The organism is Escherichia fergusonii ATCC 35469 (assembly GCF_000026225.1).
In the GTDB taxonomy this organism is placed as follows: domain Bacteria; phylum Pseudomonadota; class Gammaproteobacteria; order Enterobacterales; family Enterobacteriaceae; genus Escherichia; species Escherichia fergusonii.
Window position 1 is genome coordinate 910,084 of the sequence record NC_011740.1, and the last position, 15,543, is coordinate 925,626.

Annotated in this window: 15 protein-coding genes; 11 read left to right on the top strand and 4 right to left on the bottom strand. The window is 50.3% G+C overall.

Going from position 1 to position 15,543, the window contains the following annotated elements; translation table 11 throughout:
- Positions 1-4 precede the first annotated feature (4 nt).
- Positions 5-1,462, top strand: coding sequence for an NADH-quinone oxidoreductase subunit NuoN (gene nuoN, locus EFER_RS04580; RefSeq protein WP_000156701.1), 1,458 nt, complete (start codon positions 5-7; stop codon positions 1,460-1,462).
- 142 nt (positions 1,463-1,604) lie between these two features.
- Positions 1,605-2,321 carry a hypothetical protein gene (locus tag EFER_RS04585; RefSeq protein WP_000455115.1) on the top strand — a complete coding sequence of 239 codons (717 nt, stop codon included), beginning with the start codon at positions 1,605-1,607 and terminating at the stop codon, positions 2,319-2,321.
- Here EFER_RS04585 and EFER_RS04590 read toward each other — a convergent pair.
- Both EFER_RS04590 and EFER_RS04595 read right to left on the bottom strand, forming a co-directional pair.
- Positions 2,316-2,891, bottom strand: a complete 576-nt coding sequence (locus EFER_RS04590) for an SMI1/KNR4 family protein (RefSeq protein WP_000768412.1) — start codon at positions 2,889-2,891, stop codon at positions 2,316-2,318. The two genes, EFER_RS04585 and EFER_RS04590, sit on opposite strands and share 6 nt — an antisense overlap.
- A 151-nt stretch (positions 2,892-3,042) precedes the next feature.
- Positions 3,043-3,546, bottom strand: a complete 504-nt coding sequence (locus EFER_RS04595; RefSeq protein ID WP_000525343.1) for a YfbM family protein — start codon at positions 3,544-3,546, stop codon at positions 3,043-3,045.
- A gap of 392 nt (positions 3,547-3,938) precedes the next feature.
- On the opposite strand from EFER_RS04595, the gene EFER_RS04600 reads away from it, so the two are divergent.
- Complete coding sequence (locus tag EFER_RS04600; RefSeq protein WP_001265623.1) at positions 3,939-5,531, top strand: vWA domain-containing protein; 1,593 nt, start codon at positions 3,939-3,941, stop codon at positions 5,529-5,531.
- Positions 5,532-5,587: 56 nt separating this feature from the next.
- Here the strand turns inward: EFER_RS04600 and EFER_RS04605 are convergent, their stop codons facing one another.
- Complete coding sequence (locus EFER_RS04605) at positions 5,588-6,571, bottom strand: chemotaxis protein (RefSeq protein ID WP_000368567.1); 984 nt, start codon at positions 6,569-6,571, stop codon at positions 5,588-5,590.
- 62 nt (positions 6,572-6,633) lie between these two features.
- Positions 6,634-7,551, bottom strand: a complete 918-nt coding sequence (gene rbn / locus EFER_RS04610; RefSeq protein ID WP_000419105.1) for a ribonuclease BN — start codon at positions 7,549-7,551, stop codon at positions 6,634-6,636.
- Positions 7,552-7,616: 65 nt separating this feature from the next.
- On the opposite strand from rbn, the gene EFER_RS04615 reads away from it, so the two are divergent.
- The 8 genes from EFER_RS04615 to menE all read left to right on the top strand — a co-directional run bounded on the left by EFER_RS04615 (position 7,617) and on the right by menE (position 15,527).
- Positions 7,617-8,078, top strand: coding sequence for a GNAT family N-acetyltransferase (locus tag EFER_RS04615; protein ID WP_000568160.1), 462 nt, complete (start codon positions 7,617-7,619; stop codon positions 8,076-8,078).
- 54 nt (positions 8,079-8,132) lie between these two features.
- The gene (elaB, locus tag EFER_RS04620) at positions 8,133-8,438 is read left to right on the top strand and encodes a stress response protein ElaB (protein WP_000070629.1); all 306 of its coding nucleotides are present in this window, start codon (positions 8,133-8,135) and stop codon (positions 8,436-8,438) included.
- A gap of 93 nt (positions 8,439-8,531) precedes the next feature.
- On the top strand, positions 8,532-9,827 hold the full coding sequence (gene menF, locus EFER_RS04625) for an isochorismate synthase MenF (RefSeq protein ID WP_001191448.1): 1,296 nt from the start codon (positions 8,532-8,534) through the stop codon (positions 9,825-9,827).
- 88 nt (positions 9,828-9,915) lie between these two features.
- Positions 9,916-11,586, top strand: coding sequence for a 2-succinyl-5-enolpyruvyl-6-hydroxy-3-cyclohexene-1-carboxylic-acid synthase (gene menD, locus EFER_RS04630; RefSeq protein ID WP_015953292.1), 1,671 nt, complete (start codon positions 9,916-9,918; stop codon positions 11,584-11,586).
- On the top strand, positions 11,583-12,341 hold the full coding sequence (menH, locus tag EFER_RS04635; RefSeq protein WP_000600515.1) for a 2-succinyl-6-hydroxy-2,4-cyclohexadiene-1-carboxylate synthase: 759 nt from the start codon (positions 11,583-11,585) through the stop codon (positions 12,339-12,341). The genes menD and menH overlap by 4 nt, the downstream gene beginning before the upstream one ends.
- A 14-nt stretch (positions 12,342-12,355) precedes the next feature.
- On the top strand, positions 12,356-13,213 hold the full coding sequence (menB, locus tag EFER_RS04640) for a 1,4-dihydroxy-2-naphthoyl-CoA synthase (protein ID WP_000639996.1): 858 nt from the start codon (positions 12,356-12,358) through the stop codon (positions 13,211-13,213).
- Entirely contained in the window at positions 13,213-14,175 is a 963-nt protein-coding gene (gene menC / locus EFER_RS04645; RefSeq protein ID WP_001255578.1) for an o-succinylbenzoate synthase, read from the top strand. The genes menB and menC overlap by 1 nt, the downstream gene beginning before the upstream one ends.
- Positions 14,172-15,527 carry an o-succinylbenzoate--CoA ligase gene (menE, locus tag EFER_RS04650; RefSeq protein ID WP_000577560.1) on the top strand — a complete coding sequence of 452 codons (1,356 nt, stop codon included), beginning with the start codon at positions 14,172-14,174 and terminating at the stop codon, positions 15,525-15,527. The genes menC and menE overlap by 4 nt, the downstream gene beginning before the upstream one ends.
- Positions 15,528-15,543: the final 16 nt, after the last annotated feature.

Sequence of the window (15,543 nt, forward strand, 5' to 3'; positions counted from 1 at the left end):
CGCCATGACAATAACTCCACAAAACCTGATCGCACTGCTACCGTTGCTGATCGTCGGCTTGACGGTGGTGGTTGTGATGCTCTCCATTGCGTGGCGACGCAATCATTTCCTCAACGCTACGCTCTCGGTTATTGGGCTTAACGCGGCGCTGGTTTCGCTCTGGTTTGTCGGCCAGGCGGGCGCTATGGACGTTACGCCGCTGATGCGCGTTGATGGTTTCGCCATGCTTTACACTGGGCTTGTATTGTTGGCGAGCCTCGCCACCTGTACTTTCGCCTACCCGTGGCTTGAAGGCTATAACGACAACAAGGACGAGTTCTACCTGTTGGTGTTAATTGCCGCTCTGGGCGGGATCCTGCTGGCGAATGCCAATCACCTGGCGTCTCTGTTCCTCGGTATTGAACTGATCTCTCTGCCGCTGTTTGGCCTGGTCGGTTACGCTTTCCGCCAGAAACGTTCGCTGGAAGCCAGTATCAAATACACCATCCTTTCTGCTGCAGCGTCTTCTTTCCTGCTGTTTGGTATGGCACTGGTGTACGCGCAGTCTGGCGACCTGTCGTTCGTTGCACTGGGTAAAAACCTTGGCGACGGCATGCTCAACGAGCCGCTGTTGCTGGCAGGTTTTGGCCTGATGATTGTCGGCCTCGGCTTCAAGCTCTCTCTGGTGCCGTTCCACCTGTGGACGCCAGACGTATACCAGGGCGCGCCTGCGCCGGTTTCTACCTTCCTGGCGACGGCGAGCAAAATCGCTATCTTCGGCGTGGTGATGCGTCTGTTCCTCTACGCACCAGTGGGTGATAGCGAAGCGATTCGCGTGGTGCTGGCGATTATCGCCTTTGCCTCTATCATCTTCGGTAACCTGATGGCACTGAGCCAGACCAATATCAAACGTCTGCTCGGTTACTCGTCTATCTCTCACCTCGGCTATCTGCTGGTGGCGCTGATTGCGCTGCAAACTGGCGAGATGTCGATGGAAGCGGTAGGGGTTTACCTGGCCGGTTATCTGTTCAGCAGCCTCGGCGCATTTGGCGTAGTCAGCCTGATGTCCAGCCCGTACCGTGGCCCGGATGCTGATTCCCTGTTCTCTTACCGCGGTCTGTTCTGGCATCGTCCGATCCTCGCGGCAGTGATGACGGTGATGATGCTGTCTCTGGCGGGTATCCCAATGACGCTGGGCTTTATCGGTAAGTTCTATGTGCTGGCGGTCGGTGTCCAGGCACACTTGTGGTGGCTGGTGGGCGCGGTGGTTGTCGGTTCGGCAATCGGCCTCTACTACTACCTGCGCGTAGCGGTGAGCTTATACCTGCACGCCCCGGAGCAACCGGGTCGCGATGCACCGTCAAACTGGCAGTACAGCGCAGGTGGTATCGTGGTGCTGATCTCTGCACTGTTGGTACTGGTGCTGGGTGTATGGCCGCAACCGCTGATTAGCATTGTGCGGTTAGCAATGCCGCTGATGTAAGGTTGAGTGTTGATGTAAAAAAACCGCCGATTTCGGCGGTTTTTTTATGGTGTTAATTGTTGCTAATAAAAAGAACATATAAATCTATATCTGCGTCGAAGTATAATGATTCACTTCCTAATACAATACACAAGGAAAACCAATGGAATGGTTAAGTGAGATTCGCACACTTCGGGAGAACGTACCTGTCGGTATCCAGGCTGCCAGGCGTTTGTTAGAGAAGACGGGTGGTGATGTTGATGAAGCCATTAAGTTGTTTCATATTGATCAAATCAATATATTGACTGCAAAAGCAGATGTCATTCATCAGGAAGCAGAGAATGTTTTACTGGCGACAAACTATGATATTGCAGAAGCACTACGGCGTATTGATGAACAGCGCTATACACTGACGGAATTGATTTTGCGTAAAAATAAGGATACCGGAGATGCTTTAAGTAACATAGAATTAGCAATAGCATATGAATGGAATCTGACATGCCAATTCTGGTTTGGTTTTAAGGCATTCCAGTCGCTACCTCCACAATTACAAGCCTTTATGCTGGTATGTGAATGGCGTAACTATTGGGGATGGGAAGGGCTGGATAGTGCGTTATATTATGAGATAGAAAATGTCCCCCAACAATTACAGGTAGTAGGCTTAGATGAAATGGCTGAAGTTATTGTTGTGGCGAGAAATCGTTATGATGAGTTAAGAGTACAAGGCAAAGACCATAATAACATCATTAAAGATGATAAATTTAAAAAATTTATGAAGCACTGTGAACAACTGGATAGTGAAGCCGACGCTATATTACTGCAATTTGTAAAGGATAATATTGAGATTTTCCCACGTCGCCACAACGGACACGATTTATAAAAAATCATCCCAAAATTGAACAGGCTTTTTATCTGTCTGATAATTTCCAGGTAATGACAGGTTGAATTCCGTTTTTATCCAGGATGACAGATCGTTGCCAGCACAGATGATATCGCTGTTATATATTGAATACACGGGATTACCACCAGTATACGAAGATGTAGACATATATCGATGCTTATATAAAGGAATCAAAACTGGGCATTGGTTTGAGATTTTATCAAAATGATCTTTACGTGAATCTAAATTAAGTAGTTTTTCTCCCCATATATCAAACCAAAAATTGTTTTTCATAACATCGTATAATATACCATCTAAAGGAATTTTTAATCTCTGTTTCACCTCGCGTTCCATTTTTCCAGAGTGCAGAGTTTGCCGCCAGTGAATAAAACCTTCAGTCGCTGGCAAAGCATTATGCAAAAATGCTTTATAATCGAGTGGAAAGCGGAAATTAAAAGTTTGCTCAATGGCAGTAATCTCGGCCTCACTCAAACCTGCATAGAATATAATTCCTTGAGCTTTTAATTTGTTAATCAGAAATGTGTAGTCCAATGCTTTTTTCAATTTCATTACAATAACCTTAAAGCCTTATACTACAGGTTGAAACGAAGCTAAATCATTCGTAAGCTGGATAAAATATTTTTGCATTATATCCAGCTTTTAATACGAATGCTTCATTTAAACTTCCAGACATCCACTTTCCATTGTGCTACCAGCTGAATCACCCAACAATAACCGTCAGCGCATGATTCCCCTGTCGCAGTATACGCCGATAAGCACTAATTAATTTTTCCATATCGAGCATGATCGAAGCAAAGAGTTGCCCCTCTAACTCTTCTGAAAAGGTTACTCCCGGATAAATCTCCATTTCATTGAGTCGCTGAATGGAAAACTGTTTACGCAGCACATTTCGGTCAAGAGCTTCCAGTCGGTCGATTGTCGCAGCTAACTCCTGATTCCAGGTCAACCCCAGGAAACCATCTATGCCATCTTCGAGGCTGTGTTCACCAAGCACAGCACGACTCAGCGGATCATTCTTAGCTGGATCAAAAGCAGAGGTGCCCGTCAGGCCAAAGTGTAAAAAATCCCAGCGTTTATCAATATCCAGTCGGCGTAATCCTGAAAGCGTGTCATGAATATTGTCCATTAAAGGTTTTTCAGCTGACTCAAGCAGTTGGTTAATCTTTTCTGAGTCGATTTCCGCAAAATAGCCAATCATTCCCATTTGTTTTCCCTCCGTTAGATTTTATTTTGCATATCTTAAAACACTTACCGCAGAATAAAACTGAGGAGGTTATTTTTCTGGAGCCAGCTCGAGAAATATCTTACTTCTGAGTAAAAAATGACTTCTTTGTAGTGAGTTATATTTGCAGTGAATTATTTTGTTTGTAATATCATAAATTTTTATTAATGATATCTGGAGGGTATTTAAATAAGTTATCGTAATGTTATGACGTATACAAAAAACGATATGATATATTGGTGGTTATTTTCATGATTTATCGCTTTCCAGGAATAATCCGCTAATTATTTTTATGAATATATTTTGATTGGCTAATTTTTCTTAAGAGGCTATGTTTGCTGCCTCTCTGGTTTTGTCAAATAAAAGGAATTTATATGCGTGTCAATAAAATATACATAATATCTATATGTGGAGTGCTACTTAGTGGATGCAGTTCCTCAGTCAGCTCTCCACAAGCAGAGGAAAGATGGCATTATGTGACCATGAGTGCATACGCACCTTCACCAGTGCAACAAGGTCAATTGCAACAAAATACCGCCCGTTACACACATCATGAAGCTAACCCGATAAAACAAACCGCACAAGAACCGCTGGCGACCTTTAGCTTTGATGTTGATACAGGAAGTTATGCCAATGTCCGGCGCTTTCTGAAAACGGGTTCATTACCTGGTGCAGATGTCGTGCGTGTTGAAGAGTTGGTTAACTACTTTCCTTTAACCGAAGCAACAAAGAAAAATATTCCTGGATGCAAAGGTTGTGAAGAAAATTCTCCTTTTAGCATCAACTATGAACTTACTCCCGCACCGTGGAATGAGAAACACACCTTGCTGCGGCTGGATATTGCCGCCAACGATATTGCGCGTAGCAAATTACCGCCTACGAATTTAGTTTTTCTTATTGATACATCCGGTTCCATGAACTCAGATGAGCGTCTGCCATTAATTAAATCCTCACTTAAATTGTTAGTTAACGAATTACGCGACCAGGATCGTATCTCAATTGTTACTTATGCAGGTTCTGCCAGGTTATTGTTGTCCTCAACATCAGGAGCGGAAAAAAACACCATTCTCAATGCCATCGCAAACCTTCAGGCAGGTGGTGGTACTAATGGGGGCGCCGGAGTGGCGATGGCTTATGAGCAGGCACAGGCGGGGTATATAAAAGGGGGCGTCAATCGCATTTTACTGGCAACAGATGGCGACTTTAATATTGGAGATGATCCCTCGTCAGTTGAGGATTTAGTAAAAAAACAACGTGAAAGTGGTATTACACTATCCACCCTTGGTGTAGGAGATAATAATTACAACGAAGCGATGATGGTGAAAATAGCCGATACCGGAAACGGTAACTACAGCTACCTTGATTCATTATCGGAAGCACAAAAAGTACTCAGCAATGAGATGAATCAGACCCTGGTCACTGTGGCAAAGGACGTTAAAGCACAGATCGAATTTAACCCACAACAAGTTATTGAATATCGCCAGATTGGCTATGAGAAACGACAGCTACGGGCGGATGAATTTAATAACGATGCCGTAGATGCTGGCGATATAGGTGCGGGCAAACATGTTACTGTCTTATTTGAGTTAACCCTTGCCGGGCAACAAGCTTCAGTTGATAAATTACGTTATGGCAAATCTCCTGCATCAACACAGACCAGTAACAGTAATGAATTAATGTGGGTGAAATTGCGGTATAAAGCACCACAAGGTGAAAGCAGTCGTCTGGTTGAGATGCCAATTATATCCAGTGCAGTGACTCGCAACTTTTCCAGGGCTTCGCCAGATATGCATTTCTTATCGGCAGTAGCGGCCTATGGGCAAAAACTGCGCGGCTCGGAATACCTGAACAAAACCTCGTGGCAGCAGATTCAAAGCTGGGCGCAGGAAGGTAAAGGTGCAGATCAATACGGTTACCGTGCTGAATTTATACAACTGGTAGGATTAGCTGAAAGCTTGTCACGTTAATATTTATGATTATTCGCCGTCGATATGTTTATCGACGGCGATATTTTTTAGTGGGCTTACTGGTGGCTGACCAACAGCCCCGCAGTATTTTGTGCGGCACGTTTTAATACTTCTTCAATAACGGCAGATAACTCATTCATTTCAAATTTTGCCACGTAACCATCTGCTTTAACTTTGCGCACATGATCTTCATTCGCATTGCCTGAAAGCGATGAGTGGATGATCACCGGGATTTTCTTCAACTGTTCATCTGTTTTAATCAACCGGGTAAGGGTGAATCCATCCATTTCTGGCATTTCAAGGTCGGTAAGTACCAGCGCTATTTTTTCACTGACAGGAACACCTTCCTCTTTCGCTTGCCTGGCGAGTTGCTGAATATTCTCCCAGGCACTTTTTCCAGTGATATGCATCACATGTGGGATCTGCATGGTATTAAGGACTTTCTCCAGCAGTGCCCTGGCGACTTTTGAATCTTCGGCCACAAGAGCTACCGCGCCAGAAGCAAGCGGAATAGCAGGAGCAGCAAGCTGCGAGACGCGTAAGCCGTGGCTTGAAGGCACGATATCGTAAAGAATTTGCTCAACATCAAGAACCATCGCCAGGCTGGTGTCATCAACACTGGCGACGCTGGTGATGTATCGACCATTGATAGATTTTTCTGCGGTATGGACGTGTTGCCAGTCGAGACGAACAATATTCTCTACAGATTCCACTGCAAATGCCTGCACACTGCGGGCGTATTCGGTGATAAGTAAAATATTCAGCCCACTTTGCGGCTGACAACCAGCGATGGCAGGAAGATCCAGTACTGGAATGACTTGATCGCGAATATTAACCATGCCGAGAAGCGGTGATTTCATACCTGCCGGGCGGATAAATTGTGGCATCGGCATGATTTCGCGCAGCTTAAAAACATTTATTCCGAACAGCTCTGATTTCTCTGCCTGCGGCGATGTGCCAAGCCGAAACAGTAATAATTCAAAGCGGTTAGACAGAGTCAGATTGGCTCTGTCATCAATATCTTTCTGGAAATTGTCCATCCTGTCCTCAGCGAAAGCCTGTAACAAAACAGTTATCGGCAGTGAGGACAAAAAATACAGCGTTAAACGCTAAAAACTGCGTAATCGTGAGCCAGATCGGTTGCCGGGAAAATATCGCGGCACTCCTGTAACATACGCTGACAGCCTTTATCGTCATAACGTGAGCTGATATGGGTAATAATCAATTTACTTACACCGGCTTCTCGCGCCAATGTTGCTGCCTGACACGTCGAACTGTGCCCCCGGCTGTTAGCTTTAGCTTCCATCGACATATCCAGGGTTGCTTCATGGATCATCACGTCTGCGTGTCGGGCAAGTTCAAGCGCGTTATCACAGGGTGCTGTGTCACCAAAAATAGCGAGCACTTTTCCTGGCGTTGCTGGCGCTAAATAATCAGCACCGTTAATTTGCCTGCCGTCTTCCAGGGTTACTGTTTTGCCCGCTTTTAAATCCTGAAACAGGGGACCGGGCTGCACGCCTGCCGCTTTTAACCCTTTAGCATCCAATGCGCCAGGTTTTTCATGCTCTTCAATGCGAAAACCATAACACTCCAGTGGGTGTTCCATCGGGTACGCGGTCACCTTGCGCAGGCCATCATCCAGGATCTCTCCTGCACTGATTTCAATGACGTCCAGCGGATAATCCGTCCAGGAACTGCTCAACCGTAGGGTGGTTTCTACAAATTCCTGAATACCTTTTGGTCCGTAAATAGTGAGCGGTTGCATACTCCCTGCCATAGAGCGGCTGCAAAGCAAACCCGGCAAGCCAAAAAGATGATCGCCATGTAAGTGGCTGATAAAAATCCGATCCAGTTTGCCGGGATTATAACTTGTGCTTAGCAATTGATGTTGCGTACCTTCACCACAGTCAAATAACCACAGGCCGGCCTGGGTTGGATGTTGCAGGTTGAGTAATATCGCTGTGACATTTCGAGTCCGGGTCGGTACACCCGCAGACGTACCTAAAAAAATTAATTCCATGAGACCATCACATTTTTCAAAAGTATTGCGGCTAGTATAAAACAAACATCACAAAGGAGCGCCCGATGATTGACTGGCAAGATCTGCATAATTCCGAACTCAACGTCTCTCAGCTTTATGCTTTATTACAACTGCGTTGTGCAGTATTTGTCGTTGAACAAAACTGTCCTTATCAGGATATTGATGGCGACGACCTGGTGGGAGAAAACCGCCATATTCTTGGCTGGCAAAACGGGGAACTGGTGGCATATGCGAGGATTCTGAAAAGCGATGATGATCTCGAACCGGTAGTGATTGGTCGGGTGATCGTCAGCAAAGCTTGGCGCGGTGAAAAAGTGGGCCAGCAGCTGATGAACAAAACACTTGAGTCATGTGCCCGTTACTGGCCTGGGAAGCCCATCTATCTTGGTGCTCAGGCACATCTGCAAAACTTTTACCATAGTTTTGGTTTTACCCCGGTGACCGAAATTTACGAGGAAGATGGTATTCCCCACATCGGGATGGCGCGCGAGGTCATTCAGGCGTAATCGATAACTGTTGTCTATAGTTAGTGACAGGTTTTACATAAATGGAGAACGCGAATGTCTAATCAATTTGGTGAAACACGTATCGATGATGACCTGACGTTGCTGAGCGAAACACTGGAAGAGGTGCTTCGCTCCTCTGGCGACCCCGCCGACCAAAAATATATCGAGTTAAAAGCACGGGCTGAAAAAGCGCTGGAGGATGTTAAAAAACGCGTCAGCCATGCTTCCGATAATTACTATTATCGGGCGAAGCAAGCGGTTTATCGTGCGGATGATTATGTCCATGAAAAACCCTGGCAGGGAATTGGTGTAGGTGCTGCTGTTGGCCTTGTAATGGGATTACTGCTCGCGCGTCGATAATTTCACCTGGTTGCCTTCCTCCCTAAACTGGGGTACTGCTTTTTTGTGTTAGTACCCCGTATAATGTGAGGCTTTTAACAGGGAGAGGTCCGCGTGCAATCACTCACCACGGCGCTGGAAAGTCTGTTGCGCCAGTTATCGCAATCTTTTCCGGTAGCACCAGGCATCCGGATTTTCGATATTCCTTTCCCTCTCAAAGACGCTTTTGATGCCTTGAGCTGGCTGGCCAGTCAGCAAACGTACCCGCAATTCTACTGGCAACAACGTAATGGTGATGAAGAAGCTGCCGTCCTGGGCGCGATTACCCATTTTACATCATTGGACCAGGCGCAACGTTTTCTTCACCAGCACCCGGAACATGCCGACTTACGCATCTGGGGGCTGAATGCATTTGACCCGTCGCAGGGCAATTTACTTTTACCACGCCTGGAATGGCAACGCTGTGGCGGTAAAGCCACGCTGCGGCTGACGCTATTCAGCGAAAGCTCCCTTCAGCACGATGCGATAAAGGCAAAAGAATTTATCGCTACACTGGTGAGTATCAAGCCCCTGCCAGGGTTACATTTAACCACCACGCGAGAACAACATTGGCCGGACAAAACGGGCTGGACGCGATTAATCGAACTGGCAACGCAAACTATCGCCGAAGGTGAACTCGACAAAGTGGTTCTTGCACGGGCTACTGACCTGCATTTCGCAAGTCCGGTTAATGCGGCGGCGATGATGGCTGCCAGTCGTCGGCTCAATCTGAACTGCTACCATTTTTACATGGCCTTTGATAGCGAAAATGCTTTTCTTGGTTCTTCACCGGAACGGTTATGGCGGCGGCGTGACAAAGCGCTGCGTACTGAAGCGCTGGCGGGAACGGTAGCAAATCATCCTGATGATAAGCAGGCGCAGCAGTTAGGTGAGTGGCTGATGGCGGATGATAAAAACCAGCGCGAGAACATGCTGGTGGTGGAAGATATCTGCCAACGATTGCAGGCCGATACCCAGACGCTGGATGTTTTACCACCGCAGGTACTGCGTCTGCGTAAAGTGCAGCATCTGCGCCGCTGTATCTGGACTTCACTCAACAAAGCGGATGATGTGATCTGTTTACATCAGTTGCAGCCAACGGCTGCGGTTGCGGGATTACCGCGTGACCTGGCGCGGCAGTTTATCGCCCGTCACGAACCGTTCACCCGTGAATGGTATGCCGGTTCCGCGGGCTATCTTTCGTTACAACAAAGCGAATTCTGCGTTTCCCTGCGCTCAGCAAAAATTAGCGGCAATGTCGTGCGATTATATGCTGGCGCGGGCATTGTCCGTGGCTCCGACCCCGAGCAAGAGTGGCAGGAAATCGACAACAAAGCGGCAGGGCTGCGTACTTTATTACAAATGGAATAGTAATGAGTCGCATCATTACCGATTCATATCAATAATCTATTTTTGTAGCTCCTTATACTTAGCCGCAATATTGATACCGGACAAACTCATGTCAGTAAGCGCATTTAACCGACGCTGGGCGGCGGTCATTCTGGAAGCATTAACGCGTCACGGCGTCAGACACATTTGTATCGCCCCTGGCTCGCGTTCTACACCGTTAACGTTAGCAGCGGCGGAGAATTCCGCCTTTATTCACCACACCCATTTTGATGAGCGTGGACTGGGGCATCTGGCGCTGGGGCTGGCGAAAGTCAGCAAGCAGCCGGTGGCGGTGATTGTGACCTCCGGCACGGCGGTAGCAAATCTCTATCCGGCACTAATAGAAGCTGGGTTAACCGGAGAAAAACTGATCCTGTTAACCGCCGATCGCCCGCCGGAGCTCATTGACTGCGGCGCGAATCAGGCGATTCGTCAGCCGGGAATGTTCGCCTCTCATCCTACGCATAGCATTTCACTGCCGCGCCCGACACAGGATATTTCTGCCCGTTGGCTGGTCTCTACTATCGACCACGCCCTTGGTACGCTTCATGCTGGAGGAGTTCATATCAACTGCCCGTTTGCTGAACCGCTATATGGCGAGATGGACGACACCGGGCTTAGTTGGCAACAGCGTCTTGGCGACTGGTGGCAGGACGATAAACCGTGGCTGCGTGAAGCGCCTCGTCTGGAAAGTGAAAAACAGCGTGACTGGTTCTTCTGGCGACAAAAGCGCGGCGTGGTAGTTGCTGGTCGCATGAGTGCGGAAGAGGGCAAAAAAGTTGCTCTGTGGGCGCAAACTCTTGGCTGGCCGCTGATTGGCGACGTGCTGTCGCAAACCGGACAGCCGCTGCCGTGTGCCGATCTCTGGTTAGGCAATGCCAAAGCGACCAGCGAACTGCAACAGGCGCAAATTGTGGTGCAACTGGGCAGCAGCCTGACGGGCAAACGGCTTCTGCAATGGCAGGCAAGCTGTGAGCCAGAAGAGTACTGGATTGTTGATGACATTGAAGGGCGACTTGATCCGGCACACCATCGCGGACGCCGCTTAATTGCCAATATTGCCGACTGGCTGGAGCTGCATCCGGCAGAAAAACGCCAGCCCTGGTGCATTGAAATCCCGCGCCTGGCGGAACAGGCAATGCAGGCGGTTATTGCCCGTCGCGATGCGTTTGGCGAAGCGCAACTGGCGCATCGCATCAGCGACTATTTGCCGGAACAGGGGCAACTGTTTGTTGGCAACAGCCTGGTGGTACGTCTGATCGATGCGCTCTCGCAACTTCCGGCGGGTTACCCGGTGTATAGCAACCGTGGGGCCAGCGGTATTGACGGGCTGCTATCTACTGCCGCAGGCGTTCAGCGGGCCAGTGGCAAACCGACGCTGGCGATTGTGGGCGATCTCTCAGCACTTTACGATCTCAACGCGCTGGCGCTATTGCGCCAGGTTTCCGCGCCGCTGGTATTAATTGTGGTGAACAACAACGGCGGGCAAATTTTCTCGCTGCTGCCGACACCGAAAAGCGAGCGTGAGCGTTTCTATCTGATGCCGCAAAACGTCCATTTTGAGCACGCCGCCGCGATGTTCGAGCTGAAATATCATCGTCCGCAAAACTGGCAGGAACTTGAAACGGCACTTGCCGACGCCTGGCGCACGCCGACCACCACGGTAATTGAAATGGTGGTTAACGACACCGATGGTGCGCAAACCCTCCAGCAACTGCTGGCGCAGGTAAGCCATTTATGATCCTGCACGCGCAGGCAAAACACGGCAAACCAGGTTTACCCTGGCTGGTGTTTTTGCACGGTTTTTCCGGCGATTGCCATGAATGGCAAGAAGTGGGCGAGGCGTTTGCCGACTACTCGCGGTTGTATGTTGATCTCCCAGGTCACGGTGGTTCGGCAGCAATTAGCGTCGATGGATTTGATGATGTCACCGGCTTACTGCGTAAAACTCTGGTTAGTTACAACATCCTTAACTTCTGGCTGGTGGGGTACTCGCTTGGCGGACGGGTGGCGATGATGGCGGCTTGTCAGGGGATGCCGGGGCTTTGTGGCGTGATTGTCGAAGGTGGGCATCCCGGGCTGCAAAGTGCTGAACAACGAGCGGAACGCCAGCTTTCCGATCGCCAGTGGGCGCAGCGTTTTCGCTCAGAACCGTTAACGGCGGTGTTTACCGACTGGTATCAACAGCCTGTTTTTGCCTCGCTCAATGACGACCAACGCCGGGAGCTGGTGGCGCTGCGCAGCAACAATAACGGCGCAACCCTTGCCGCGATGCTGGAGGCTACTTCTCTCGCCGTCCAGCCTGATTTACGTGCTAACCTTAGCGCCCGCACATTTGCGTTTTATTATTTATGTGGTGAACGTGACAGCAAATTCCGCGCTCTGGCGGCGGAACTGGCTGCCGACTGCCATGTCATTCCTCGCGCCGGACATAACACGCACCGGGAAAATCCCGCTGGCGTAATCGCAAGTCTGGCGCAGATCTTGCGTTTCTGACTAAAGGGCACAATATGATTTATCCTGATGAAGCAATGCTTTACGCACCGGTTGAATGGCACGACTGCTCCGAAGGTTTCGAGGACATTCGTTATGAAAAATCCACCGACGGTATCGCAAAAATCACCATTAATCGTCCGCAGGTGCGCAATGCCTTCCGTCCTCTGACGGTAAAAGAGATGATCCAGGCACTGGCAGATGCGCGTTATGACGACAACATCGGCGTGATCATTCTGACTGGTGCAGGTGATAAAGCGTTCTGCTCTGGTGGCGACCAGAAAGTGCGTGGCGATTACGGCGGCTATAAAGATGATTCCGGCGTACATCACCTGAATGTGCTGGACTTCCAGCGTCAGATCCGTACCTGTCCGAAACCGGTTGTCGCGATGGTAGCGGGTTACTCCATCGGCGGCGGTCACGTTCTGCACATGATGTGCGACCTGACTATCGCAGCAGATAACGCCATCTTCGGTCAGACTGGCCCGAAAGTCGGTTCCTTCGATGGCGGCTGGGGCGCTTCCTATATGGCGCGCATTGTCGGGCAGAAAAAAGCGCGTGAAATCTGGTTCCTGTGCCGTCAGTACGACGCGAAACAGGCGCTGGATATGGGCCTTGTCAACACCGTGGTGCCGCTGGCGGATCTGGAAAAAGAAACCGTGCGCTGGTGCCGTGAAATGCTGCAAAACAGCCCGATGGCGCTGCGCTGCCTGAAAGCTGCGCTGAACGCTGACTGTGACGGTCAGGCGGGTCTGCAGGAGCTGGCGGGCAATGCCACCATGCTGTTCTACATGACGGAAGAAGGTCAGGAAGGTCGCAACGCCTTCAACCAGAAACGTCAGCCTGACTTCAGCAAATTTAAACGGAATCCGTAATGCGTAGTGCGCAGGTATACCGCTGGCAGATCCCCATGGACGCGGGAGTGGTTCTGCGCGACAGGCGGTTAAAAACCCGCGACGGGCTATATGTTTGCCTGCGTGAGGGCGAGTGCGAAGGGTGGGGGGAGATCTCCCCACTGCCTGGCTTCAGTCAGGAAACCTGGGAAGAGGCACAATGTGTGCTGCTTGCCTGGGTAAATAACTGGCTGGCAGGCGATTGCGAATTACCGCAAATGCCTTCCGTCGCCTTTGGCGTAAGCTGTGCATTGGCTGAGCTGGCAGACACGTTACCACAGGCGGCAAATTTCCGTGCTGCACCGTTGTGTAATGGTGATCCTGACGATCTTATCCTCAAACTTGCCGATATGCCAGGTGAGAAAGTGGCGAAGGTCAAAGTGGGATTGTACGAAGCGGTGCGCGACGGCATGGTGGTTAATCTGTTGCTGGAGGCCATTCCGGATCTGCATTTGCGTCTTGATGCGAATCGCGCCTGGACGCCGTTGAAAGGCCAGCAGTTTGCCAAATACGTTAACCCGGATTATCGCGGCCGCATCGCGTTTCTCGAAGAACCGTGCAAAACCCGCGAGGATTCCCGCGCCTTTGCCCGTGAAACGGGTATTGCCATTGCCTGGGATGAAAGCCTGCGCGAGCCGGATTTTGCCTTTGTGGCGGAAGAAGGCGTGCGAGCGGTGGTGATCAAACCCACGCTCACGGGCAGCCTGGAGAAAGTACACGAGCAGGTGCAGGCGGCGCACGCGCTGGGGCTGACGGCGGTGATCAGCTCTTCCATTGAGTCGAGCTTAGGCTTAACGCAACTGGCGCGGATTGCCGCCTGGTTAACGCCAGACACTATCCCGGGGCTGGATACGCTGGATCTGATGCAGGCGCAGCAGGTTCGTCGCTGGCCGGGTAGCACGCTGCCTTTTGTCGACGTTGATGCACTGGAGCGGTTGTTATGATCTTCTCTGACTGGCCGTGGCGTCACTGGCGGCAAGTGCGGGGAGAAGCCATCGCCTTACGTCTCAATGATGAGCAACTCAACTGGCGCGAGCTTTGTGCTCGCGTCGATGAATTAGCCTCCGGCTTTGCGGCGCAGGGCGTGGTTGAGGGCAGCGGCGTGATGTTGCGGGCGTGGAATACGCCGCAAACGCTGCTCTCCTGGCTGGCGCTACTGCAATGCGGAGCGCGGGTGCTGCCCGTGAATCCACAGTTGCCGCAACCGTTGCTTGAGGAGTTGTTGCCCAATCTGACGCTGCAATTTGCGCTGGTGCCGGAAGGGGAAAACACATTTTCGGCGTTAACGTCGCTGCACATTCAGCTGGTTGAAGGCGCACATGCTGCGGCGTGGCAGCCAACTCGTCTGTGCTCAATGACGTTGACCTCGGGTTCTACCGGATTGCCGAAAGCGGCTGTCCATACTTATCAAGCTCATCTTGCCAGCGCCGAAGGGGTGTTATCGCTGATTCCATTTGGCGAGCACGATGACTGGTTGCTCTCTTTGCCGCTGTTTCACGTCTCCGGTCAGGGAATTATGTGGCGCTGGTTATACGCTGGTGCGCGGATGACGGTACGTGATAAACAGCCGTTGGATCACATGCTGGCAGGCTGTACTCACGCATCGCTGGTGCCGACGCAGCTCTGGCGTTTGCTGGTTAACCGCAGTTCCGTTTCCCTGAAAGCAGTGTTGCTTGGCGGCGCGGCGATCCCGGTCGAGTTGACGGAACAGGCGCGCGAGCAGGGTATTCGTTGCTTTTGTGGCTATGGTCTGACCGAGTTTGCTTCCACGGTGTGTGCGAAAGAAGCCGACGGTCTGGCGGACGTCGGTTCGCCGCTGCCCGGTCGGGAAGTTAAAATCGTTAACGATGAAGTGTGGCTGCGGGCTGCCAGCATGGCAGAAGGTTACTGGCGTAACGGACAACTGGTGCCGCTGCTCAATGACGAAGGCTGGTACGCTACGCGCGATCGCGGCGAGATGGATAACGGTAAACTGACCATTGTCGGGCGCTTAGATAATCTGTTCTTCAGTGGTGGCGAGGGTATTCAGCCGGAAGAGGTGGAGCGGGTTATTGCTGCACATCCTGCGGTTTTGCAGGTGTTTATCGTCCCCGTCGCGGACAAGGAGTTTGGTCATCGACCGGTAGCGGTGGTGGAGTATGACCATCAAAGCGTTGATCTCAGCGAATGGGTGAAAGATAAGCTGGCCCGTTTTCAACAACCGGTGCGCTGGCTGACTTTGCCGCCGGAGCTGAAAAACGGCGGTATTAAAATTTCACGTCAGGCGCTAAAAGAATGGGTGCAACGTCAGCAATAATTATTGGCTCTCCATT